At 55.9% G+C, this 23091-nt stretch carries 20 protein-coding genes; 7 read left to right on the top strand and 13 right to left on the bottom strand.

The window, feature by feature from the left end:
* Positions 1-10: 10 nt before the first annotated feature.
* From AR306_RS03270 to AR306_RS03255, 4 genes are all read right to left on the bottom strand, one after another.
* Positions 11-1099 (bottom strand): cytochrome-c peroxidase, encoded by a 1089-nt coding sequence (locus AR306_RS03270; protein ID WP_240622467.1) that lies wholly within the window; start codon positions 1097-1099, stop codon positions 11-13.
* A 20-nt stretch (positions 1100-1119) separates the two neighbouring features.
* Positions 1120-3876: a TonB-dependent receptor gene (locus AR306_RS03265; protein WP_101496133.1), complete on the bottom strand. Its 2757-nt coding sequence runs from the start codon at positions 3874-3876 to the stop codon at positions 1120-1122.
* Positions 3877-3971: 95 nt separating this feature from the next.
* Positions 3972-5282 carry an arsenic transporter gene (locus AR306_RS03260; RefSeq protein ID WP_166627910.1) on the bottom strand — a complete coding sequence of 437 codons (1311 nt, stop codon included), beginning with the start codon at positions 5280-5282 and terminating at the stop codon, positions 3972-3974.
* 2 nt (positions 5283-5284) lie between these two features.
* A complete protein-coding gene (locus AR306_RS03255) occupies positions 5285-5641 on the bottom strand; it encodes an ArsR/SmtB family transcription factor (RefSeq protein ID WP_101496132.1) in 357 nt (118 codons plus the stop codon).
* 71 nt (positions 5642-5712) lie between these two features.
* On the opposite strand from AR306_RS03255, the gene arsC reads away from it, so the two are divergent.
* On the top strand, positions 5713-6120 hold the full coding sequence (gene arsC / locus AR306_RS03250) for an arsenate reductase (glutaredoxin) (RefSeq protein ID WP_101496131.1): 408 nt from the start codon (positions 5713-5715) through the stop codon (positions 6118-6120).
* Positions 6121-6453: 333 nt separating this feature from the next.
* Here arsC and AR306_RS03245 read toward each other — a convergent pair whose 3' ends face one another.
* Positions 6454-7617, bottom strand: coding sequence for a type III PLP-dependent enzyme (locus AR306_RS03245; RefSeq protein ID WP_101496130.1), 1164 nt, complete (start codon positions 7615-7617; stop codon positions 6454-6456).
* A 507-nt stretch (positions 7618-8124) separates the two neighbouring features.
* On the opposite strand from AR306_RS03245, the gene AR306_RS03240 reads away from it, so the two are divergent.
* The 5 genes from AR306_RS03240 to phoU all read left to right on the top strand — a co-directional run bounded on the left by AR306_RS03240 (position 8125) and on the right by phoU (position 13848).
* On the top strand, positions 8125-9150 hold the full coding sequence (locus AR306_RS03240; protein ID WP_101496129.1) for a substrate-binding domain-containing protein: 1026 nt from the start codon (positions 8125-8127) through the stop codon (positions 9148-9150).
* Positions 9151-9561: 411 nt separating this feature from the next.
* Positions 9562-10929: a phosphate ABC transporter permease subunit PstC gene (gene pstC, locus AR306_RS03230; RefSeq protein WP_101496127.1), complete on the top strand. Its 1368-nt coding sequence runs from the start codon at positions 9562-9564 to the stop codon at positions 10927-10929.
* On the top strand, positions 10922-12289 hold the full coding sequence (pstA, locus tag AR306_RS03225; protein WP_240622466.1) for a phosphate ABC transporter permease PstA: 1368 nt from the start codon (positions 10922-10924) through the stop codon (positions 12287-12289). The genes pstC and pstA overlap by 8 nt, the downstream gene beginning before the upstream one ends.
* Positions 12240-13094: a phosphate ABC transporter ATP-binding protein PstB gene (pstB, locus tag AR306_RS03220; protein ID WP_101496125.1), complete on the top strand. Its 855-nt coding sequence runs from the start codon at positions 12240-12242 to the stop codon at positions 13092-13094. Before pstA ends, pstB begins: the two co-directional genes overlap by 50 nt.
* Positions 13095-13134: 40 nt before the next feature.
* Positions 13135-13848, top strand: coding sequence for a phosphate signaling complex protein PhoU (phoU, locus tag AR306_RS03215; protein WP_101496124.1), 714 nt, complete (start codon positions 13135-13137; stop codon positions 13846-13848).
* 46 nt (positions 13849-13894) lie between these two features.
* Here phoU and AR306_RS03210 read toward each other — a convergent pair whose 3' ends face one another.
* On the bottom strand, positions 13895-14863 hold the full coding sequence (locus AR306_RS03210; protein WP_206167957.1) for a quinone oxidoreductase family protein: 969 nt from the start codon (positions 14861-14863) through the stop codon (positions 13895-13897).
* Positions 14860-16698 carry an ABC transporter ATP-binding protein gene (locus AR306_RS03205; RefSeq protein ID WP_101496123.1) on the bottom strand — a complete coding sequence of 613 codons (1839 nt, stop codon included), beginning with the start codon at positions 16696-16698 and terminating at the stop codon, positions 14860-14862. The genes AR306_RS03210 and AR306_RS03205 overlap by 4 nt, the downstream gene beginning before the upstream one ends.
* Positions 16699-17037: 339 nt before the next feature.
* Between AR306_RS03205 and AR306_RS03200 the strand changes: the two genes are divergently transcribed.
* Entirely contained in the window at positions 17038-18621 is a 1584-nt protein-coding gene (locus AR306_RS03200; RefSeq protein ID WP_101496122.1) for a peptide chain release factor 3, read from the top strand.
* Between the two features lie 426 nt (positions 18622-19047).
* Here AR306_RS03200 and AR306_RS03195 read toward each other — a convergent pair whose 3' ends face one another.
* The 6 genes from AR306_RS03195 to AR306_RS13290 all read right to left on the bottom strand — a co-directional run bounded on the left by AR306_RS03195 (position 19048) and on the right by AR306_RS13290 (position 23034).
* Positions 19048-19632 (bottom strand): hypothetical protein, encoded by a 585-nt coding sequence (locus AR306_RS03195; protein WP_101496121.1) that lies wholly within the window; start codon positions 19630-19632, stop codon positions 19048-19050.
* 100 nt (positions 19633-19732) lie between these two features.
* Positions 19733-20104 carry a hypothetical protein gene (locus tag AR306_RS03190; RefSeq protein ID WP_101496120.1) on the bottom strand — a complete coding sequence of 124 codons (372 nt, stop codon included), beginning with the start codon at positions 20102-20104 and terminating at the stop codon, positions 19733-19735.
* A gap of 123 nt (positions 20105-20227) precedes the next feature.
* Positions 20228-20557 (bottom strand): GIY-YIG nuclease family protein, encoded by a 330-nt coding sequence (locus AR306_RS03185; RefSeq protein WP_101496119.1) that lies wholly within the window; start codon positions 20555-20557, stop codon positions 20228-20230.
* Between the two features lie 122 nt (positions 20558-20679).
* Complete coding sequence (locus tag AR306_RS03180; protein ID WP_206167956.1) at positions 20680-21624, bottom strand: AbiTii domain-containing protein; 945 nt, start codon at positions 21622-21624, stop codon at positions 20680-20682.
* 97 nt (positions 21625-21721) lie between these two features.
* Positions 21722-22219 (bottom strand): hypothetical protein, encoded by a 498-nt coding sequence (locus AR306_RS13140; protein ID WP_133539783.1) that lies wholly within the window; start codon positions 22217-22219, stop codon positions 21722-21724.
* A gap of 92 nt (positions 22220-22311) precedes the next feature.
* On the bottom strand, positions 22312-23034 hold the full coding sequence (locus tag AR306_RS13290) for an LEM-3-like GIY-YIG domain-containing protein (RefSeq protein ID WP_166627909.1): 723 nt from the start codon (positions 23032-23034) through the stop codon (positions 22312-22314).
* Between the last annotated feature and the right edge of the window lie 57 nt (positions 23035-23091).

The raw sequence follows: 23091 nt of genomic DNA, 5'->3' as shown, positions 1-23091 counted from the left end.
GCGGACCACTCTACAAGCTGCGTAAAAATGCCTCAAGATCCTGCTTCTCGGCAGGTGTCAAACCTAGCGGTTTGATGAGTGACGAAGTTGCTGGAAACCGTGGATCGCCCTGCTGGTCAGCACGGGGTTTGGGCTGCGGCATACCTGCGTCATACATGTTAATGACGCCCCACAAGTACGGAAACAAGCCATTGTGCATCCATGGTCCGGTCTGACTGACCAGCCGCAGGGAAGGCGTGCGAAAACGGCCAACATCCTCGTCTGCTCCGCTGACCTCGTGACGCCCCAGGTCCTCGTACTTGCGGCCATAATAGGTCAGCCCCAGGTTGTGGAACTGATCATCGCTCAGTGCCACGCCATGGTGACAGTTCATACAGCGGGCTTTGGTACGAAACAGGTGCAGCCCTCGCAGCTGCCGATCATCAAGGGAATCCTGATCACCCAACATGAAGCGTTCGAAGTCGGTGTCATAGGGTAGTAACGAACGCTGATAGTCAGCCAGTACGTCGGCAATTCCGGCTGCAGTCACTGGGCTGTCGAGCACTTCAAAGAAACGCTGCCGATAGTGCTGCGACGCTGCCAGCCGTTCCACCAGTTCATCAACGGTAAAACCCATTTCTACCGGATCCTCCACCGGTTTGAGCGCCTGCTCTTCCAGGCTGTGCGTACGTCCATCCCAGAATGGCGAGCGGGTAAACGCGCTCATGACCACACTGGGTGCATTGCGACGTCCCTGGCGCTGCTCATGTCCGACAGACGTCCTTCGCCCATCGGAAAATCCCAGCTCGGGTGCATGACAACTGGCACAGGAAATATCACGGCTGCGCGACAAGGCCGGATCAAAAAACAGCTCCCGACCAAGTTTGATACGCTGCAGGACGGAAATATCCTGCACTTGCCGCGAAGGTAAGGCTGACAATTCCTGCCAGTCGATACCGGCATCAACCTGTGGTGCAGGCCAGTTTTTCGGTGGCTGCTGGTACAGGCTGCGCAGACAGTGTTCATCCACTGTCTCAGCCCCCTGCGCAAGCAGATCGCATGCAAGCGTTTGTTGCATCAGCGCCAGCGCGATGACCAACAGCAGTACCTGTCTACCCATGATTACTCCCCCTTGCCGTATCAGAACCGGTATCCAACTTCCAGCCAGAACTGCCGTCCGACTTCATAGGTTGGCACTGCCGTCTCGGCATTGGTGGTGGAAGCAGCGGACACGACCTGCTTGTCGAGTACGTTAAAAATATCAAGATTGACAAAAGCTGCCTGATTTTTTGCCACAGGCAGCTCCCAGCCCAGCCGCATATCCCAGGTCACAACTGCCTTATATTCCAGTTCATCCCAGACATTGACCAACTGCCCGTTATACTCGACTTTTTTGCCGGTATTGCCTGCCTTGGCATAACCTGAGCGGTAGCGGACAAAGTTGTCCACGGTCAGATTTATTGACTCGATTTTGGTGGTGGTATTCAGTCGTGCCGTCCAGGGTCGATGATAATTGTCGGCTGGACGATCCGCATAATGGATAAATCTACCCTTATACTGGATATAGTCATTATCGAAATAGGTATCACCTGTATCCGAATAAATCGGCGAAGATGCTTTGCTTTTGCTCCAGTCCAGCGCCAGCAAAGCACTGGTTTGAGTGCCGGCAAAATCCAGCGGTCGCAAGGGCTGTACCGTCAAGGTGTAAATATCGTTACGGCTGCGACCGGCATTGGTGTAAGTGGTATAGGTACTGGACAGCAGGTCCGGATTGTTGGATGGCTGCCCCAGTGTAGTGCCACGCACTTTGACCACCTGATCCTTGCCGGTACGGTTGACATACTTGAAAGCAAACTCCAGCTCAGCGAACTGTTGCTTGAAACCCAGCATCCACTCATCGTCGTAAGGCACATCCAGCTGGTTGAACGTACTGTTGTTCGCGGCATGGGCGGTTTGAGTCCACTCGGCGTTAATACCGCCGCTGGCCGCTGTACGCCGGTCTGTAAAGCGCAGGCGGTTGCGACCGTCTTGCAAACGCCAGGCATAGATGCTGCGCCCGTAATAACGGTTGGCACCAGCACTGAACACCGTACGCTGATTGCCCATCAGGTCATATTCCATGGCCAGCCGCGGTGCAATGGTGGTTTTCCCCATGTAGTTGTCGTTATCAATCCGCACACCCGGACGCAGTTTGAGGTTGCCCATGCGCATATCATTTTGCACATAAGCGGCCAGCTCACGGGTGGTAAAGTTGAAGCCGCCCTGAACATAGCGTGTGCGCGAGGTCATATACTGGCCGTTCCAGCCATTGATGGTCGGACTCATCAAACAAGCACCGGCCGCAGTACCATCGACCCGGACACAGGTGTTGGTAGAAGCCGGTGATACATATACATTAGCCTCGGTCAGGCGCTCATAGCTGACCTTGCTCCAACTGGCATCCAGGCCGGTACTGATATTGTGCGTCACTGCTCCCGTCACCCAGGGGTTTAAGTTGATGTCCAGCTTGTACTGCAAGGTCTTCTGCTCTTGCTCAATATCACCGTAACCACCTTCAAGACTGTTGGTAGTAGCCCTGCTGCCAACCCCCCAATCTTTGGCAGTGGATTTTCGCCAGGTGTAATAGTCGTCGTTGTCGGAGTCGCGGGACTGCTCCAGCACGCTGTAGGCCAGATTCTGCTCAACTCTGGCCCAGTCGGCGTCCCACTTGAGCTTCATCGCATATTGCTGGCCGCCACTTTTCAGGTTTACCCCAGAGTTCATGATGTTGGAGGCAAAGTAATAGTTGACTTCCGGGGCATGGGTCACCGAGCTTTCCAGCACCAGCCGGTCGTTGATACTCCATACCGACTTGAGGAAATAGTTATCAATTTTGCGCTTTTGCTTTTCTTCCTGGTAGCCCATTTGCGCCACATTATTGGCCGAATAAAAACTGAGCGGAATAGTGGAACGTTTCTGGCTGACGCTGGCCATCAGGCCAAAGTTGTCGGTGACATGACCTTCCAGATTGGCGCGCCGAGTCCACTTGGTAAACTTGGGCTGCATATTGGCATTACCGGAATTTTCGAAGTTCTCGCGATCACGCTTATCGATGTGGTAACGGGTCCAGGAATCTCGTGAAGTCTGGATTGAAACTTTACCGCTAAACGCTTTGGATGGCGCACGTGTATTGGCCTCGACCACCCCACCGGTAAAGCCACCAAAAGATGCCGGTACGTTGGAGTCATATACCTGGATATTTTCCAGCAGGTCAATGTCCAGTGCCAACCCCTGGCTACGACCTGGTGCCGAGTCCAGCAGCGCCGTGTTGTCATGAGCTGGGTCAATATCGTTATTAAAACCAATACCATCCACTACAAAGGCGTTTTGGTAAAAATGAGCGCCGTTAATACTGATATTCGCTGGTGCAATTTCACCTGGTGTCTTGCTGCTAAGCTGAGCATTATCAAACTGCACATTTGGATGGATTTTCAGCGCACTGGTCAAGTCCCCGTTCCCGGCAGGCATGCTCGCCAGCATATTGCGATCCAGCACCATCAGCCCGCTCGGCTCAACCTGCCCCAGTACCACTGTTTGTGGAAGCTGTACTACATCGGCTCTACGGCCCGGGGCGACAGGATAAATTCGCAGCACCCCATTCTGGATATCCCAGCTTGCTCCTGAACCTCCAAGCAACGAATTCAGTAACTCCTTTGACTCCCCCTCTATAGAGATACGCTGCTCCCCTGTCAGGTGCTCGATACCTTGCACCTGCAAACCAGACATCTGCGCCAGCCGCTGTATCGCCTGCTGCAGCTGTACGCCTTCCAGCTTCACTGGCTCAGCCAGTACCGGCAATGCCATCCCTACACAAAAAGCGGACGCCAACCAGCGCCCAGCTACCCTTACTCCTGCCATGCTGCCCTCCTGATGGTCAATATTGTAAGCGGCAGCATGCTACTCTAGCTGATAACCATTATCAACTAATAACCATTATCATTTCGAGCTATGTATTATCCACCCGTGAGCGGCAACCACACATAAAGCGCTAGCAGACTGCTCAGCAACACCGGCGGGGTCAGTAGCAAACCAACCTTCATGTATTGTCCCCAGCTAATACGGTAGTTTTTCCCAGCCAGCACATGTAGCCAGAGCAAAGTAGCCAAACTGCCAATCGGAGTGAATTTCGGCCCAAGGTCATTGCCGATCACGCTGGCGTAAATCATCAGCTCGCGTGTTTGTTCTGCCACCAGTGCCTGTTCAATCGCCAAAGCACTGACCAGCGTGGACGGCAAGTTGTTCATTACCGATGCCACCAATGCCGCCAGCACGCCACTTCCCACCGTGGCGACAAAGTCTCCTTGGCCAGCCAGCCATTGCAATGCATCCGCTCCCAGCCCGGTCAATCCTGCCTTGCCCAGCCCGTAAACGACCAGATACATACCAAGAGAAAACAGCACAATCTGCCAGGGCGCTCCCTGCAATGCCTTGCGTACTGACACCTGTGCGTCACGTCCGCCTTGCCACCAGCGTCCCGCCACAACCATCAGTAATACTGCGGCAGCTCCGGTAACTACAGAGACGGGAACCCCCAGTGGGGCTGTGACAAAGTAGGCCAACAGCAGTACCACCAGCAGCGGGAATGTCAGACGAAACACCAACGGGTCCTTCACTGCACTCTGCGGTGACTCCAGTCCTGCCAAGGCGTAGTCACGCGGTATGTCACGGGCAAACACCAGCCACACCACCAACAAGGTAGCCAACAGGGATACCAGGTTGACCGGTACCATAACCGCTGCGTAGCGACCAAAACTGATGTCAAAATAGTTGGCGGTGACAATATTGACCAGGTTGGAAATAATCAGCGGCAAGCTGGTGGTATCCGCAACGAAGCCCGTAGCAACAATGAACGCCAGGGTTGCCATCGGCGTAAAATGCAAACGCAGCAAAATGGCAATCACGATAGGCGTCAACAACAAGGCAGCACCGTCGTTGGCAAACAGCGCACTGACCAGTGCCCCCAGCACCACAATCAATGGCAGCAATCTGCGCCCACTACCACCACCGAGCCGCGCCACATGCAGTGCCGCCCAAGTGAAGATGCCCGCCTCGTCCAGGATTAACGAGATGATAATCAAAGCCACAAAGGTAAATGTGGCGTCCCAGACAATGCCCCAGACCAACGCCACATCTGCCCAATGCACCACGCCGACGGCCAGTGCGACAATCGCACCGGCCAGAGCGCTATAGCCAATGCCCAACCCTCTTGGCTGCCAAATGACAAATACCAGTGTGAGCAAAAATATCACCAGGGCTAGCAACATGATCAGTTACCTGCCTCTTTATCTTGCTCGGACGAACAATTCGATGTCGCCCGGAAATCCAGGCATAACTCGGGGTGACCAGCACAGCATTCATGGGTCAAAAAATTGATCAGCTCAAGCATCAGGGGGATATCAGCGCGATAGCGCAGATACCGTCCCTCTTGCTCCACGCTAAGCAAACCTGCCTGAGTCAAGTTCTTCAGGTGAAACGACAAGTTCGTGGCTGGTAAATTCAGCAGGCTGGCAATCTCGCCGGCTACCAGACCAGCAGGCCCCTGTTTAACCAACAGCTTGAATACATCCAGTCGCACCGGCGAGGCAAGGCACTCAAAAACCCGTGTTGCGGTTATGTTATCCATTTTGCTACTCTTCAAATATCGTTGAATTATTGTATCGTTGAATTCTAACTACTCTGAAAAGAAGGCGCAACATGAGCATAATCACCCTCTATCACAACCCGGCATGCGGCACATCACGCAATGTGCTGGACCTAATCCGCAACAGCGGAGCAGAACCTGCAATTATTGAATACCTGAACACCCCACCGGACCGGACAACACTGGAGTCACTGATTGCTGCAATGGGCATTCCAGTGCGAGCACTGCTGCGTGAGTCGGGCACGCCTTATGCCGAACTGGGTTTGCACGACCCTGGCTGGAGCGACGAACAGCTGGTCAGCTTCATGCTGGAACATCCCATCCTGATTAACCGCCCAATTGTGGTGACGCCACTGGGCACCCGCCTGTGTCGTCCGTCCGAGCAAGTGTTGGATATTCTGCCCAACCCGTCGAAAGGTGCATGCAATAAAGAAGAGGCAACCGTAGGGGGCCACCGATAAGCCAGGAGTTGGTGAAGAAGCGCATCAAAAGGCAATGACGCACGCCGCCCTTGCTCGGGTCAGCGACATGGATCGCAGAGCACTGGATTGCAGCGGCGCTGCGACGAATACGAACAGCTACGCTATCCGTGTCGGCAGCACCATCCACCGCGCCACGCACAGCACACAGACCGCTTTCTGACAGCCGCAGGCTGCACAACCAAATATCTTGACGAGGCGCTTAACGGCTGACCAGACGTCCAAACGGTTGTTTGGCAGCAGCTACTCCCTATGCCCCGCCGGCTCAGGCCGGCAACAGGCGCCTGCTACTCTTGGCAGCAGGCGCCTTGCGAGCTAGATGCAGAACGATTTGAGCGGCGGAAAGCCATTGAACTCCACCGCGCTGTAGCTGGTGGTATAGGCGCCGGTAGACAGCCAATACAGGCGGTCGCCACTGGCCAGGTTGAGCGGCAGGCCGTATTTGTAGTCTTCGTACATGATGTCGGCACTGTCGCAGGTGGGACCGGCGATGATGACGTTTTCCAGTTCACCCTGTTTTTCGGTCCAGATCGGGAACTTGATCGCCTCGTCCATGGTTTCGATCAGGCCCGAGAACTTGCCCACGTCGGTAAACACCCAGCGCTCAATGGCCATGCGTGATTTGCGCGACACCAGCACCACTTCGCTGACCACCACGCCGGCGTTGGCCACCAGTGAACGGCCCGGCTCCAGAATGATTTCGGGCAGCTCGTCGCCAAAATCATCATGCAGGAAGCGAATGATTTCCTCGGCATAGGTTTTCAGCGGATTGGTCTTGGTCAGGTAATTGGCCGGAAAGCCGCCGCCCAGGTTGATCATCTTGAGCTGAATGTCGTGGTCGTCACGCAGGCGCTGGAAGATGTTTTTCACCTTGCCGATGGCCGCATCCCAAACACCGATTTCTCGCTGCTGCGAGCCCACGTGGAACGACACACCGTACGGTACCAGGCCCAGCTCGCGCGCCAGCACCAGCAAGTCCATGGCCATGTCGGTCTGGCAGCCGAACTTGCGCGACAACGGCCAATCGGCGGAGCCGGAGCCCTCGGTCAGGATGCGTACATAGATTTTAGAGCCGGGCGCCGCCTTGGCAATATTGCGCAGATCCTGAGCCGAATCGGTGGCAAACATGCGCACGCCCTTCTCGTAGAAGTAGCGCACATCGCGGGCTTTTTTAATGGTGTTGCCGTAGCTGATCTGCTCTGGCTGGACGCCGCAGGACAGCACTTTGTCCAGCTCGTAGATGGAGGCGATGTCGAAGCTGGAGCCTTTTTTGTGCAGTAACTCGGTGATTTCGATGGCCGGATTGGCCTTCACCGCAAAGTAGATCTTGGCAAAGGGAAAGTTTTCCGCCAGATCATCATAGGCGCGACTGATGGTATCCAGATCCACCACTACAAAAGGGGTTTCCTGGCGGTCGGCAAATTTCTTGATTTTGCTGAAAGTGGCGGGTGCGAAGTAATCTTCCACGCGAATGGACATAGGTTTTCCTCCGTATGGGCATACGCAGGCACCTTGTATTGCAAGGTCCTGATCGCCCGGGCAAATCGAAAAAAGGATTAAGGAATACGGCGTGCCTTGTGCACGGCCGCCTTCCAGAACGCTTATCCGTTTCCCCACTTTGGTTCGCCTACTTCCCAAGGCATGTCGCCGAGGATCAGCAGCGGTAAAACCCGCCAACCTCTCGTCGTCAGTACTTGAGCCGCATGGATCGTTTCAGCATGGGCGTTCAGCCGCCCAATGTAGAGGCTTTACCGGTCGACTGCAAGCGTTTTACCGCTTCAATAGAAAATTTCATGTTGAGCCCGCGCAATGCTGACGCCAACCACATCTCGGCAGCTGGCCTTCTCGTTCTACACGCGCCACTACACCCTCCGGTCGGCCCAGTAGTTGTGCCCTGCTTGTCACACGGATGTAACAATACTAGCTGATACTGCGCCTGCATCTTCCGGGCATGCCCGGTTCTTCGCAACCAAGAGGATAGAAGCAATGACTATCAACAAACCGCTGACAACCCTGGGCATGGTCGCCGTGCTGGCTACCAGCATGCCTGCCATGGCGCGCGATACCATCCAGATTGCCGGTTCTTCGACAATCCTGCCATTTTCCAGCATTGCCGCCGAAGAATTCGGTCATGCCTTCAGCCAGTACCGCACCCCGGTGGTCGGCTCCGGCGGTACCGGTGGTGGCCTGCGCCAGTTCTGCCAGGGTCTGGGCATGAACACCCTGGACATTGCCAGCGCCTCGCGTCCGATCAAGGACAGCGAGATACAGGCCTGTAACGAACGTAACGTCAAACAGATCCTGGAAGTACGGCTGGGCTACGACGGCATTGTATTTGCCTCCCGCGCCGACCAGGCCGGCTTTGCCCTGAATGCCGGGCATGTCTTTGCCGCTACCGCCGCCCAGGTTGTTCGTGACGGCCAACCGGTGGACAACCCGTACACCAAGTGGTCACAGATTGATCCGGCACTGCCCGACCAGGACATCGTGCTGGTGATTCCGGCCGCCAACCACGGTACTCGCGAGGTGTTCGAGGAGACCCTGCTCAAGCGCGGTTGCCAGAGCGCCGGTGTCCCGCAAACGTTGAGCGCGGATGAGCAGGCCGGTTTCTGCACCAAGGTGCGCAACGATGGCCGGGTCATCGAAGTGGCCGGCGACTACACCGAAACCCTGACCCGCTTGCAGGTCCAGCCGGAAGCGGTCGGCGTATTCGGCCTGAATTTCTACGAGCAAAACCGTGACCGCCTGCAGGTGGCCAGCATTGACGGTGTGGTGCCCAGCCTGGACAGTGTCGGCGATGGCTCCTACCCGGTATCGCGTCCGCTGTTTTTCTACGTCAAGGGTGAGCACCTCGACGCCGTGCCCGGGCTGGCCGACTTTGTCGAGTACTTCCTGGCGGACAGCGTCTCCGGTTACGGCAGCCCGCTGGAAGAGGCTGGCCTGATCCCGCTGGGCGACGACGAGCGCGCGGAAATCCTGGACAGCTTCAAGCAGCGCAAGGCAGTTCGTTGATCCGTTAAATGTACAGGTTTTCGTTTAACAACATGAGTGTTTGCATCAACGGAAGGTAGGCACTGCAGGGACGCTGCAAGTACTTCCCTGTAAGCTCCAAGCCGCCATCCATGGCGGCTAAGGCCCTGCTGTACCCACCTTCCGTTGTTGCCACAAACCCCGTGCCATCATCTATATATTTGCTTCTTTCATGTTTGTAACTAACTGCCACTACCAGGTCACAGATAAAGCATTCATATCCTGCCACTTGCACGTAATCAGGAGCGGATGCGATGCACAGGTGGAGCAGGGCTGTGCCGCCATGGATGGCGGCACCAAGCTTACATGGACGTACTTGCAGCGACCCTGCGGAACCTGTGCAACGTACCCGCATGCACTTGGCCCTGAACGCCAAAAGAAAGGAAACCCCAAATGAATAGCACCATGCTGGCAATTATCCTGTTGGCAGTCACGGCGCTGGCTTACCAGTTCGGCCTGCTGCGCAGCACACGACAGGGCCGGACACTGGCGCGAGAGCAAGTTCACTCCAGACCGGTGTATCACGCAGCCTGGCTGGCAATTTGCTGCGGCACGCCCGGGCTGCTGGTGCTACTGCTGTGGTCCGCGCTGGAGCCGTTGCTGATCCGCAACTGGCTGTTGGCCAGCTGGCCCGAATTGCTTGGCGGCCCGGCAGAAACCGCCGGCACCATACTGATGCGCCGCCTGCAGGAACTGGCTGGCGGTGCTGACAACGCAACCGCCCTGGAACTGGCGGCAGCCCAACAACTCGGCCAGTTGCAAACCTGGGCCGCGCTGGGCAAAACCGCGCTCGTCGCGCTGGCCAGCGCCGGCGGGCTGATCTGGGCGGCTCGGCGCATGAACGCAACCTTCAAGGCGCGGCACCAGGTCGAACGCATGGTGCGCACCCTGTTGCTCGGCTGCTCGGCAGTGGCAGTACTGACCACCCTCGGCATCGTGTTGTCGATGGTCAGCGAGGCCTTCAACTTCTTCAGCTTCATCCGCCCGTCCGAGTTCTTTTTCGGTACCAAATGGAACCCGGCATTTAGCAGTACCGGCAACACCCATGGCGAATACGGCCTGCTACCGCTGCTGTGGGGCACACTGATGGTCAGCCTGATAGCCATGCTGGTGGCGATTCCGCTGGGGCTGATGACCGCCATCTACATGGCCGAATATGCTCCCGCCTGGTTTCGCGACATGGCCAAGCCGGTGATCGAGATTCTCGCCGGCATCCCGACCATCGTGTACGGCATTTTCGCCCTGATGGCGGTCGGGCCGTTCTTTGCCGCTGCCGGCGAACTGCTCGGCATCCAGGTACGCGCCACCAGCGCCCTGACTGCCGGCGTGGTGATGGGGCTGATGATCATCCCCTTTGTCTCGTCGTTGTCGGACGACATCATCACCCGCGTACCCCAGGCGCTGCGTGATGGTGCGCTGGGGCTGGGCGCAACCCGTTCGGAATGCATCCGTCAGGTGGTGCTGCCCGCCGCCCTGCCCGGAATTGTCGGCGCTTTCCTGCTCGCCTTCAGCCGCGCGATTGGCGAGACCATGATCGTGGTGCTGGCCGCCGGCAACAGCCCGCAACTGCACGCCAACCCGCTGGAAGCCATCTCCACCGTGACCGTCAGCATCATCAACCAGCTCACCGGCGATACCGACTTTGCCGGTCCACAGTCGCTGGTAGCCTTTGCGCTGGGCCTGACCCTGTTCGTCATCACCCTGGCACTGAACGTGATCGCCCTCTATGTGGTACGCAAGTACCGGGAGCACTATGAATAAGCAACCTCTGAGCAGCGGCCTGAGCGAGCGCGACATGGTACGCAGCCGGTTGGCCAAAACCCTGCGTCGCCGCCACGCCCGTGAACGCCGCTTTCGCCTGGCTGGCGTGGTCTCGGTCGGGCTGGCGCTGGCCTGCGTACTGCTGCTGTTTGGCAGCATTCTGCAGCGTGGCCTGCCGGCTTTCTGGCAATCCAGCATTCAGCTGCCGATTTATTTCGATCCTGAAATCATTCGCGTAGATGCCGCACCACAGCCCTTGCCGGACGAGCCCCCAGTCGAGTTTCAGCGCCGCCAACTGGAATGGCAAGGGCAACTGGCACGCAGCAACTGGCAGCGCCTGCTGACGCTGGGGGTGCAGCAATTGTATCCGGAGCAGCAAATCCAGCCGCGCCATGCCCAGGCACTGTTTACCCGTGCCGTGCAGCACCAGCTGCGAGAGATGTTTGCCGCCGATCCCGGCCTGCTTGGCCAAACCCTGGAGCTGAGCCTGCTGGCCGACGCCAATGTCGATGTCTGGCTGCGCGGCAAGATCGACCGCAGCCTGCCCGATGCCCAGCAGCAACTGGCCGCACCGGTACGGGCTCTGGCCGACCAGTTGCAAGCGGATGGTCATATCAAACTCAAATTTGCCAGCGCCCTGTTTGGCAATGCCGACTCGCGCAGTTCACCGGCCTCCGCCGGCCTGCTCGGGGCCTTTGTCGGCTCGCTGTACATGCTGGCGGTAGTGCTGCTGGTGGCGGTGCCGGTCGGTGTCGGCGCAGCGATCTATCTGGAGGAGTTCGCACCGAAAAGCCGCTGGATTGACCTGATCGAGGTCAACATCAACAACCTCGCCGCCGTACCTTCCATCGTGTTCGGCCTGCTTGGCGCAGCACTGTTCATCAACTGGTTCCGCCTGCCCATGTCTGCCCCTCTGGTGGGCGGTCTGGTGCTCAGCCTGATGGCCTTGCCAACCGTGATCATTGCCACCCGCGCCGCCCTGCAGGCGGTACCCGGTACCATCCGCCAGGCGGCGCTGGCCATGGGCGCATCCCGTACCCAGGCGGTATTTCATCATGTGTTGCCGCTGGCCCTGCCGGGGGTTTTGACCGGTGCTATTCTCGCCGTGGCACAATCACTGGGCGAAACCGCGCCACTGTTGCTGATCGGCATGAACGCTTTTGTCGCCAACGTGCCGGCCTCGCCGCTGGACCAGTCCAGCGCCCTGTCGGTGCAGATCTTCCTGTGGCAGGGACACGAGCTGCGCAATTTCTTCGAAGCACGCACGGCAGCGGCCATCATCGTGCTGTTGAGCCTGATGATCAGTCTGAATGCGGTTGCCATCTATCTGCGCAAACGCCTGGAAAACAAATGGAGCTAATCCGGTGAATACCACACAGAACACCCAACCGGCCGGGCTGCAAGCACCCCGCGCCAAAATGCAAGCACAGGACGTGCGCGTATTCTATGGCGAACACCAAGCTATCAAGGGCATCGATCTGGAATTGATGGAAAACGAGGTAATTGCCTTTATCGGCCCGTCCGGTTGCGGCAAGTCCACCTTTTTGCGCAGCTTCAACCGCATGAACGACACCATCGAAGGTTGCCGGCTGGAAGGCCGTATCCTGCTCGACGGAGAGGACATCCACGCCGCCGATATGGACGTGGTGATGCTGCGGGCGCGAGTCGGCATGGTGTTCCAGAAGCCCAACCCCTTTCCCAAGTCGATCTACGACAACGTGGCCTATGGCCCGCGCATTCACGGACTGGCACGCGGGCGAGGCGACCTGGATGACCGGGTCGAGGACAGCCTGCGCCGCGCCGGGCTCTGGGATGAGGTCAAGGACCGCCTGCACGCCCCCGGCACCGGCCTGTCGGGCGGCCAGCAGCAGCGGCTGTGCATCGCCCGCGCCATTGCCGTCAGCCCCGAGGTGATCCTGATGGACGAACCCTGCTCGGCGCTCGACCCGATCGCCACGGCCAAGGTCGAAGAACTGATCGCCGAGCTGTCGCAGCAATACACCATTGCCATTGTCACCCACTCGATGCAGCAGGCGGCGCGGGTATCCGACCGCACCGCCTATTTCCATCTCGGCGAGCTGATCGAGGTAAACGCCACTGACAAGGTATTTACCCACCCGCAAAATGCCCTGACCGAGGCCTACATAACCGGGCGCTTCGGTTAAGAACGTCTTTGCACTCCCTTTGACAACAGGAAGAACAACCATGGTATTCAATCTGGGCAAGCACAGCTCAAGCCAGTTCAACCAGGAAATGGAAGCCATTCGCAGCGATCTGCTGCGAATGGGCGGGCTGGTGGAACAACAGGTCAGCGATGCGCTGGAATCCTTTTTGCAGGCAGACAGCGCCCTGGCGCAGCAGGTGCAGCAGGTCGAACAGGAAGTCGACGAACTGGAAAAACATATCGATGAAGAATGCGCACGGGTGCTGGCACTGCGTCAGCCGGCCGCCATTGACCTGCGCACCATCATTGCCGTGTCCAAATGCGTGGCCGATCTGGAACGCATGGGCGACAAGGCAGCGAAAATCGCCAAGCTCGGCATTCAGCTCAACGAGGAAGGCAGCCTGACCACAGGTCAGGTCGAAGTACGCCATATCGGCGAACGGGTGAAAACCATGCTGCATGATGCGCTGGATGCCTTCGCCCGCTTTGACGCCCACAAGGCGGTCGCGGTAGCGGTAGCCGATAACGATGTCGATGCCGAATACCACAGTGCCATGCGCTCGCTGGTGACCTTCATGATGGAAGACCCGCGCTCAATCACCCGGGTGCTCAAGCTGATGTCGGTATTCCGTGCGCTGGAGCGCATCGGCGATCACAGCGGAAACCTGTGTGAGCAGGTGGTATATCTGGTCAGCGGCCAGGATGTGCGCCACCTGTCACCAGCCGACATGCAGGCCCTGCTGGAGCAGCGTTAGGCCAGGATAGCCGGGAGCTGAAGCGCCGCACTGCCAAACAGGCAAGCTATTCCATATACACTACGGCCCGCTCTCCCGGCCCCAACACCGCCTGCCAGGCCTCGGCCACATCCTGCAAGGCAAACTCCCGATAGCCGGCCACCAGTTCGCCACGGGCGGCCCGCTCCAGCATGGCAGTCAGGTGTTCGCGGTTGTACTGGCGCAATTGCTCAGCATTGATGCTGCCCAGCCCGGAGCCGAGGATGCTGACCGGCGTGCTGCGCAGGATGCCTGAAGCCAGGTTGATCTCGGCTCCGGCCATCTGGCCGATGGTGACCAACCGTACCGGATGCGGGCAGCATTTGGCAAAGGCGGCCAGCAGCCATTGCACCGGCTCACCCCAGAGATAGTCCAGCACCACATTGATCGGGGTTGTCTGCTGGATCTGTACCAGCTGTTCGATGATACCCTGCGGCTCGTCCAGCAGGGAGATGCACTGATCTGCACCCAATTCCTTTAAATAACCCAGGGATTCGGCATTGCGACCGGTAACGATAATGCGGGAGGCGCCACGCAGTCGGGCAGCCTGTACCGCCATGCGACCGGACACACCGGTGGCACCATTGACCAGTACCACCTCGCCTGGCTGAAAACCAGCACGGCAAACCAGTGCCGCATCCGAGCCCAGCAAAGCATTGGGCAATAAGGCGGCCAGCGCCGCCGGCAGTTCTTCCGGCACCGGCACGCAATCATCCAGCTGCACCAGCGCCTGCTGTGCCAGCATGCCGGTCACACCCATGGCATACACACGCTGGCCATCGGGCAGTCGTCCTACACCATCAACGCCCACCGCCACTGGAAACCGCGCATAGCGGGTGTAGTGCTTGCCGGCGGCCTTGAGTTTGTCCAGCTGCTTGATGGATGCCGCCTCCACCTGCAACAGGGCCTGGCCTTCACCAGCAACAGGCGTGGGCAGCTGGCCAGGCTGCGGAGTCTGGCCATAGTCGTGCAATACGGCGGCAAGCATGGTGCTCATTCGGTTTCTCCCAGAAAGCCGCCGGACTGGCGCTGCCAGAGGCGGGCATACAAACCATTGTGCTGCAGCAGCTCCTGATGGCTGCCGCTTTCGACGATGCGGCCCTGATCCATCACTACCAGACGGTCCATGGCGGCAATGGTGGACAACCGGTGGGCAATGGCAATCACCGTCTTGCCCTGCATCAGCTGATCGAGGCTGTCCTGAATGGCCACCTCCACCTCGGAATCCAGCGCACTGGTGGCTTCGTCCAGCAGCAGGATGGGCGCGTCCTTGAGCATTACCCGGGCAATGGCGATACGCTGGCGCTGGCCGCCGGACAGCTTGACACCCCGATCGCCGACATGGGCATCCAGCCCGGTGCGGCCACTGGCGTCACTCAGTGACGGAATGAATTCGGCCGCCTGCGCCTGCTCGATGGCCCGCTGCAGTTCGTCTTCGCTAGCTTGCGGACGGCCATAGAGCACGTTGTCGCGTACCGAGCGGTGCAGCAGCGAGGTATCCTGGGTGACCATGCCGATTTGCGCGCGCAGGGATTGCTGGCTGACCTTGCTGATGTCCTGGCCGTCAATAAGTACCTGTCCGCCCTGCACGTCATAAAAGCGCAGCAACAGGTTGACCAGAGTGGACTTGCCGGCACCGGAGCGGCCGACCAGACCGATTTTTTCGCCGGGATGGATCTGCAGGTTGAAGTCCTGCATGAAGGGACGGCCATCACGGTAACTGAACTGCACCTGCTTGAACTCGATGGCACCCTGGCTGACTTTCAGCTCGCCGGCATCCGGTGCATCCACCACCTGTACCGGCTGGCGCAGGGTTTGCAGACCGTCCTGTACCGTGCCCAGATTCTCGAACAGCATGGTGGCTTCCCACATGATCCAGTGCGACAGCCCAACCAAGCGCAAAGCCATGGCAATCGCCGCAGCGGCAGCACCCACGCCGATATGCCCGCCCTGCCACAGATAAAGCCCCAGCGCAGCGGTACCGCCCACCAGCAGCATGTTCAGGCTGTGGTTGACCAGCTCCAGCAGGGTGACCCAACGCATCTGCCCGTGTACGGTACCAAGAAACTCCTGCATCGCCTGCCGGGCATAGCGGGACTCGCGGCCACCATGGGAAAACAGCTTGACGGTACTGATGTTGGTATAGGCATCGGTGATACGGCCGGTCATCAGCGAGCGGGCATCAGCCTGGGTTTGCGCCAGTTGCGACAGGCGTGGAATGAACACCCGCAAACACACCAGAAACAGCACCAGCCAGCCGATGAAGGGCGCCAGCAGCCAGCCATCAAAGCTGGCCAGAATGACGCCAGTACTGATGAAGTAAACCAGCACATACACCAGCATTTCGGCGCAGATCATCACCGTATCGCGCACTGCCAGCGCTGTTTGCATCACCTTGGCGGAAATGCGCCCGGCAAACTCGTCCTGGTAGAACTGCAGGCTCTGGCTAAGCAGCAGCTGATGAAACTGCCAGCGCAGGCGCATCGGCAGCACGCCCTGCAGGGTCTGGAAACGCAGGTTGCTGGCCAGCAGCACCCACAACGGGCTGGCAGCAATCAGCGCCAGCATCAGCAACAGCTGGACCTTCTTTTCCGCCCACAGCTGGTCGGCACTGAACTGGTTCATCCAGTCGACCAGAAAACCCATCAGCTGGAACAGCACCGCCTCGAACACGCCCAGCGCGGCGTTGAACAGTACCAGCACCAGCAACCAGAAGCCGGAGCCCCGGGCGCAGGCACGGATGAAGGTCAGCGCACCCATGGCCGGCTGCACCGGCAATGGCGTTTCAGGAAAAGGCTCGATGCGACGCTCGAACCAGCCAAACCAGGACATGGATTCTCCAGAATTCGAAAGCTTGCTGACATGATACGCCAGCAGTTGATACTTGGTTAGTACGGTGGCAAATGTGTGGCTCTGCCGGGCGTGTTGTGCGAACTGTAGGTCCGGATTTATCCGGACAAAACCCGACAACGCCGGGCTACACGGGTGCCTGTGCGAATAAATTCGCGCCTACAGTTGAAGCACGGTCCTGTGTAATGCGAATAAATTCACACCCACGGTTGAAGCACGGTCCTGTAGGTACGAATTTATTCGTACAGCGGGCTACATTTAATCTGCACGGCAAAGCCGCTATAATTACGCCCCATTTTATCCAGCTACAGAGAATTCACCATGAGCAACCTTGCTGCCGAGGTGGCCAAGCGTCGTACCTTCGCCATCATTTCCCACCCGGACGCCGGTAAGACCACCATCACCGAGCGCCTGCTGCTCATGGGCCAGGCAATCAGCGTGGCCGGTACCGTCAAGTCGCGTAAATCCGACCGCCATGCCACCTCCGACTGGATGGAAATGGAGAAGCAGCGCGGTATCTCCATCACCACTTCGGTGATGCAGTTTCCCTACCGCGAACACATGATCAACCTGCTCGACACCCCCGGCCACGAAGACTTCTCGGAAGATACCTACCGCACCCTGACTGCGGTGGACAGCGCACTGATGATGATCGACGGCGGTAAAGGTGTCGAACCGCGTACCATTGCCCTGATGAACGTCTGTCGCCTGCGTGACACGCCAATCATCAGCTTCGTCAACAAACTGGACCGCGACATCCGTGACCCGATCGAGCTGCTGGACGAGATCGAGGAAGTGCTGGATATCCAGGCCGCTCCGATCACCTGGCCGATCGGCTGCTATCGCGAGTTCAAGGGCGTCTATCACCTGAAAAATGACTGCATCCATGTCTATACCCCCGGTCACGGTCACGAACGCACCGAAGAAAAGGTCATCCAGGGGCTGGACAGTGACGAAGCGCGCAAGCTGCTGGGCAGCATGTACGATGACTTTGTTGAAGAGCTGGAGCTGGTGCAGGGTGCCTGCCACGAGTTCGATCACGACGCCTATCTGGCCGGCAAGCTGACCCCTGTATTCTTTGGTACCGCACTGGGCAACTTTGGCGTGAACCATGTATTGGATGCCTTCGTCGACTGGTCGCCGGCTCCGCTGTCACGCATGACGCAGGAGCACGAGGTGCTGCCCACCGACGAGAACTTCTCCGGCTTCGTGTTCAAGATCCAGGCCAACATGGACCCGCGCCACCGCGACCGCATCGCCTTCATGCGCGTCTGTTCCGGCAAGTACGAACAGGGCATGAAAATGCGTCACGTGCGCATCAAGAAGGACATTCGCATCGCCGATGCGCTGACTTTCTTCTCCAGCGACCGCGAACGGCTGGAAGACGCCTACGCCGGCGACATCATCGGTTTGCACAACCACGGCACCATCCAGATCGGCGATACCTTCAGCGCCGGCGAGGACATGCAGTTCATCGGTATCCCGCACTTCGCGCCGGAGCTGTTCCGCCGTGTACGCCTGAAAGATCCGCTGAAATCGAAGCAGTTACGCCAGGGCTTGCAGCAACTGGCCGAAGAAGGCGCCACCCAGGTGTTCTTTCCGCAGCGCAGCAACGACATTATTCTTGGTGCCGTCGGTGTGCTGCAGTTTGACGTGGTCGCCAGCCGCCTGAAGGAAGAGTACAAGGTGGAATGCAGCTACGAAGCGATCAACGTCTGGTCGGCGCGCTGGGTGACATCCGACAACGCCAAGAAACTGGACGAGTTCAAGGACAAGGCTTACGAGCACCTGTCCGTGGATGGTGGCGGCCATCTGACCTATCTGGCCCCGACCCGCGTCAACCTGAGCCTAATGGAAGAGCGTTGGCCTGATATTCAGTTTCATGCCACGCGGGAACATCACTAGGGTTTGTTTTTACGGTGTGGACGGGGCTGGGTGTGACCTGCGCGGCAGCGACGCACCCGCACCGAAGCGAGCTTCGGCACGCGCGCTAATGCTTGGCGCAGGTCACACCCAGCCCCTGATGCACACCTTGCTTGTTGGAGAGTTGGCCCAGCGTTGCTGGGCTGCTGTCGCGGTGTTAGTGGTGAGTTTGCGGCTTGGTTGCAGTGTGAGTACTGGCAAAGAACGACGAAAGGTTCTTGCCAGAATCAATGCGTTATACTGAGCCCCCTCTCCCGGCACATCATGCTAACCACGCCCCACTTGTCATCCCAACATCACGTCCCTACTTGTTTCTCACTCTAATCACACCACCACTGTCAATGGCCATTAACAACCGCAACCGGTAGGTTCTTCCTGGATGACAGGTTCCATAGCTTTACGCCGCATTCAGCGGTTTGTCCGCTGCAATGCCTTGTTAAGTTCTTTTCCTCGCTCGGCGATTTTATATTGTAAATTCTTTACGTGCCTGTTTATTGAAACACCAGCGTCGAGCACTTTAGACATATTGGATTGCCAACCTTGCTCATTAGTTTTAATGTCAATTTTAATTACGCCCTCTTGGTAGCCCCAAAAACAGTTAGCTTGCCCGAATATCTCTCGAATTGGCTCTGACATATCTGGATAATACAAATCTGTTATAGCTAGTGCATCATGAAGTCGATCGCAATTTTCGATATACCGCTTTCGAAAGTCAGATAAATCGGTTTCTGATGATTGGATGTAACTCATCGTTTGCGAGTTTTCAAACGAGATGACAGAAAGAATCTTGTGTAGCTTTTCAAGCTTATCTCGCTCAAGTGCAATCTCATTCTTTAACCTTTCATCAGCTAAACGTTCTGATTGTAGCCTAATGTCTTTCTCCGAATTGTCTTTTGCGATCTGTAGCTGAACACCACTTGTAAATTTCGCCACTACAAGACCAATGAAAGCGGTAACTAAAGCACCTAAAAATATATAGGCCTCTTTGGGCATCTGAACCTCCAGGAGAACTTAACGCCCGCAGCACGCGCGGCTTTGTAGTGAAGGCGAAGCCGCAACGAAAAAGCCGTCGCCGTGCCTGCGATTGTTAGCTTTAGTTGACTCTGGCATTTATGTTAAGGCCTTTCTGAGCAAGTACCGCGTTCTGATCTGCATCACTAATAAATGGCGTATTGCACGGATTATGGATGTCTTTGACCGAATCTTGAGCATCGACCTGAGCAAGGTAGTCTTGAATTAACTGCACAGCCGCACTGAAATTATCTTGGGCAGACGCACTGGCCGGATTGGTCTTGTAAAGCCAGCTTCCTGGGTTGCTGGAAACACGATCCAAAACGGTAACTTCTGAATCAAAGCCACTATTATTTTTGTATATATCGATAGTGAAGCGGCGCCCCTTTGTTGTTGTGACCTCTATGTCGTGAACGTCACGAAATGGGCTTATCGAAAATACTGTTGTCGTCATACTTCTGAACTCCCTATTGAAAAGCTAACGTGAAAGGTAACCGGCGCGGAGCCGCAACGCGGCGGAGCGTCCGGTTCACCGCCGGGTTAGGCGCTCTTGGCTTTGCTGTATATCACGGTGCTTCTAGCGCCCGGGCACTTTAACGAACTGTTGGAGCTCCTCCTCGAATGCGCTCCCGTACTCTAGCCTGTCGATGTAGGCCATCAATTCCTCTCCCGGACGATACCACTCGTTTCTGACATGGAGGTCTCCGAAGCGCTTGTGAAGCTTTGCTTCGAGTGGTTTGCTGTCGATTTTCAGACCGATGATTTTCAGCTCTTGGCTGTTACCGCACGCCAGCGAACGAAGCCTTTTTTCTGGATGGCTGCTCGTGAACCCAATTTTGATATTGCGGAGTTCCGACTCCTGGATGAAGTAGATGAATCCACCTCTACGCTCATAGTCGAAGCTCATATGTTTTCCTTCGCCTAACGTTTGGTTAAGGGGCCGGCTTTAGCCGGTCCCGAGTGAGCGAAGCGAACGACTTAAACCAGTTGTTAAGCGCCAACACTCTGTTAGAAGTAATTTGAGTGAAATTATTGTGGCAATGGTTTCTGGCTGCCAATATGTAAAACCTCACCAAGCAATAAATAGGTGTTCAGAAATAGTGCTCTGGCTTCTTCGGCTGATACATCGTTATGTACGCCTGTTGAGACTCTGTCGTAGAGATTGGAAAGGTTTTGCCTGATTTTTGTTTTCCGCGATTTGCTTTCTATTTTTTGATGTATAAAAGCATTTATTCTATTTTGATGCTTGTTGGCGCCTAGAGTTACCTCGTTGCCTCCAATGTTAATTGTTTCATCTGTAGGGGGAAATATGGAGTCAGCGAAGGAATCTATGATTCTACGGGTTGTTGTGAGTGCCTGGCTTATAGATTCTGTATCACCATCAGCTAGCCGTGACATGACAGATGGAATTTGTTCGAGAACATTTCCGCAGTGAGCAGAAATTAGAGTATCTACATCTCTTTTATATTTTTCAAAAATTGACTCAGAAAGATTGTCAAATTCTTTTTCGTAGTAGATTTCAGATACGAAGTTGTGAATTTGTGCTAGCACTCTGCTTTTGATGCCGCTGAGTATTGAAATGTAGTTTGATGTTGCCATCAGTTGCTGTTCATGCATTTGCATGACACGAAATGCCCAGTCTCCACTAGTGTCTGGGGTAGTTATTGTTCGGAGTTTTATATTTTCTGCTTCAAGGGCTGCTTCATGTTGTGCTAGAGGGCCCCAATAACCTTTGTTAGCACTTTTATCAGTCCAGCGCCCAGTTATCCCCATATATTTCAAGGAGATTTCGTTAGAAGCGTTATACCCTTGCATCTCAAGCTTGATCCAATATTTGATTTCATCGGATCCAACCCAGCGTGCTAGTCGTGATGCTTTAAGCAATAAGGATTCTGCTGAAAGCCTGCTTAGCTCAATATCGTCAAGAAGCTCCTTCGCTAACTCCAAAATATGTTCGGATCTGCTTTGTTCCATGATATTTCCTTTGGGGCTTAACGCCTTTGCTAAGGGGCGGCTGCGTAGCAGCCGTCCCACGGAGGGCCGAAGGCCCGGAGTGTACTTGAGCAAATTGTTAGCTTGATACTTTTATGACACCACTTGCAAGAACAAAAAGCGCTATTGCTTGGACGATAAAAATACTTATATAAAATATATGTAGCTTTTTTGCTGCATTCATTTTTAGTGACTGATGGCTTTGTTCTCGTACTGAATGCGATAGCTCAATTTCAGGCACTGCAACTTTTAAAGAAGCTTCTATTTTTTGAGCATGATGAACTGCACCCTTCAATAGCTCATGATACCAATAGCGATCCATCAAATAGAAAGCAAGCCAAGCAATTATTGATATTGCAATAAAAATTGTTGCTGTTGGCACTTTATAAGATAAAAAATAAACATAGCCTGCAAACCGGTATGCAATAGCAGCAGCACCAAGCAAGACACCAAGTATTGACACAGCAAAACTTCTTATTTTTAAGCACAGATCATTGAAGTGCATTTGAACATCAATGACTTTTTCCCAAATGCTTATTTGAAGCTTTAGAATTTCATTGTTTTCTTGTTCTGACATTTTTCACCTGTAAAGCTAACGCCTTGCTCACCGGAAAATTAGGAGCGCAGCGAGTAATTTTTCCGTGTGCAGCAAATTGTTAGAGCATGACCCTATTTCCATGTATAACGAATAGGATTTGCTGTGCCGAAACGGTACTCATCTGGTATTCGTCGCCCAACATACATGCGCCATATCTCAGATGGCGCTTCACAACCGATGAACCCCAGTCTTCCGGGTCGATCAGGGCGACCCGGGAAATTATCACTTGTAGCATCCATCCATTTTTCGGGGATGTAGGCGCCGCGAATAACACCCTTTTCAGATGCGAGAACAACTTCTGTTTCTTTCGCTCGTTTTTGGCTGAGCTTCCATGCAAATCGTGTCGCTTCATAGAGCGGGCGCTCGGACGCACTCCTGTTTACGCTAATCAACAGCGCCCGATGCTCAAAAATTGCCGGCTCAGCCAGATACTCCCGAACAATCTCATCCGCATGCATTGCACCACGATCACCGCTCTCTTCCCCGCCCATCACATTAGTGAGCCCCGGATACGCGTCAATAAGTGCGGCTTCCACCTCTTTTGCCACAGATGGTTCCATTCCGTGCCGATGCACAACATGGGCAACCTCAAAGCCTGCAAGACGGATTTCCCTGATTCTTCTCAACTTATCGCTAACTTCGTCTGACTCTTTTCCAAGTTCGTCACGAATGTGGGAATAAAGACGGTTTCCAACACCCCGACCAACATAAAAAGTCTCGCCATTGCGAGGATCTATCAGCCGGTAGACGTAGTTCTTCAGCTTTTCAATTACTTCTGACGGAAATTTATCCAAAAGGACTCCTCATGTATTCGGTATGCAATAGCTCTAACGTTTGGTTAAGGGGCGGGC

The sequence above is a fragment of the Thiopseudomonas denitrificans genome, from assembly GCF_002866065.1.
Classification (GTDB): domain Bacteria; phylum Pseudomonadota; class Gammaproteobacteria; order Pseudomonadales; family Pseudomonadaceae; genus Thiopseudomonas; species Thiopseudomonas denitrificans.
This window is presented reverse-complemented; position numbering and strand designations above follow the sequence as displayed.

Bases quoted from the DNA above. Each gene is read 5' to 3' on its own strand.
- AR306_RS03270 (WP_240622467.1), bottom strand. From the start codon at position 1,099: ATGGGTAGACAGGTACTGCTGTTGGTCATCGCGCTGGCGCTGATGCAA.
- AR306_RS03265 (WP_101496133.1), bottom strand. From the start codon at position 3,876: ATGGCAGGAGTAAGGGTAGCTGGGCGCTGGTTGGCGTCCGCTTTTTGT.
- AR306_RS03260 (WP_166627910.1), bottom strand. From the start codon at position 5,282: ATGTTGCTAGCCCTGGTGATATTTTTGCTCACACTGGTATTTGTCATT.
- AR306_RS03255 (WP_101496132.1), bottom strand. From the start codon at position 5,641: ATGGATAACATAACCGCAACACGGGTTTTTGAGTGCCTTGCCTCGCCG.
- arsC (WP_101496131.1), top strand. From the start codon at position 5,713: ATGAGCATAATCACCCTCTATCACAACCCGGCATGCGGCACATCACGC.
- AR306_RS03245 (WP_101496130.1), bottom strand. From the start codon at position 7,617: ATGTCCATTCGCGTGGAAGATTACTTCGCACCCGCCACTTTCAGCAAA.
- AR306_RS03240 (WP_101496129.1), top strand. From the start codon at position 8,125: ATGACTATCAACAAACCGCTGACAACCCTGGGCATGGTCGCCGTGCTG.
- pstC (WP_101496127.1), top strand. From the start codon at position 9,562: ATGAATAGCACCATGCTGGCAATTATCCTGTTGGCAGTCACGGCGCTG.
- pstA (WP_240622466.1), top strand. From the start codon at position 10,922: ATGAATAAGCAACCTCTGAGCAGCGGCCTGAGCGAGCGCGACATGGTA.
- pstB (WP_101496125.1), top strand. From the start codon at position 12,240: ATGCGGTTGCCATCTATCTGCGCAAACGCCTGGAAAACAAATGGAGCT.
- phoU (WP_101496124.1), top strand. From the start codon at position 13,135: ATGGTATTCAATCTGGGCAAGCACAGCTCAAGCCAGTTCAACCAGGAA.
- AR306_RS03210 (WP_206167957.1), bottom strand. From the start codon at position 14,863: ATGAGCACCATGCTTGCCGCCGTATTGCACGACTATGGCCAGACTCCG.
- AR306_RS03205 (WP_101496123.1), bottom strand. From the start codon at position 16,698: ATGTCCTGGTTTGGCTGGTTCGAGCGTCGCATCGAGCCTTTTCCTGAA.
- AR306_RS03200 (WP_101496122.1), top strand. From the start codon at position 17,038: ATGAGCAACCTTGCTGCCGAGGTGGCCAAGCGTCGTACCTTCGCCATC.
- AR306_RS03195 (WP_101496121.1), bottom strand. From the start codon at position 19,632: ATGCCCAAAGAGGCCTATATATTTTTAGGTGCTTTAGTTACCGCTTTC.
- AR306_RS03190 (WP_101496120.1), bottom strand. From the start codon at position 20,104: ATGACGACAACAGTATTTTCGATAAGCCCATTTCGTGACGTTCACGAC.
- AR306_RS03185 (WP_101496119.1), bottom strand. From the start codon at position 20,557: ATGAGCTTCGACTATGAGCGTAGAGGTGGATTCATCTACTTCATCCAG.
- AR306_RS03180 (WP_206167956.1), bottom strand. From the start codon at position 21,624: ATGGAACAAAGCAGATCCGAACATATTTTGGAGTTAGCGAAGGAGCTT.
- AR306_RS13140 (WP_133539783.1), bottom strand. From the start codon at position 22,219: ATGTCAGAACAAGAAAACAATGAAATTCTAAAGCTTCAAATAAGCATT.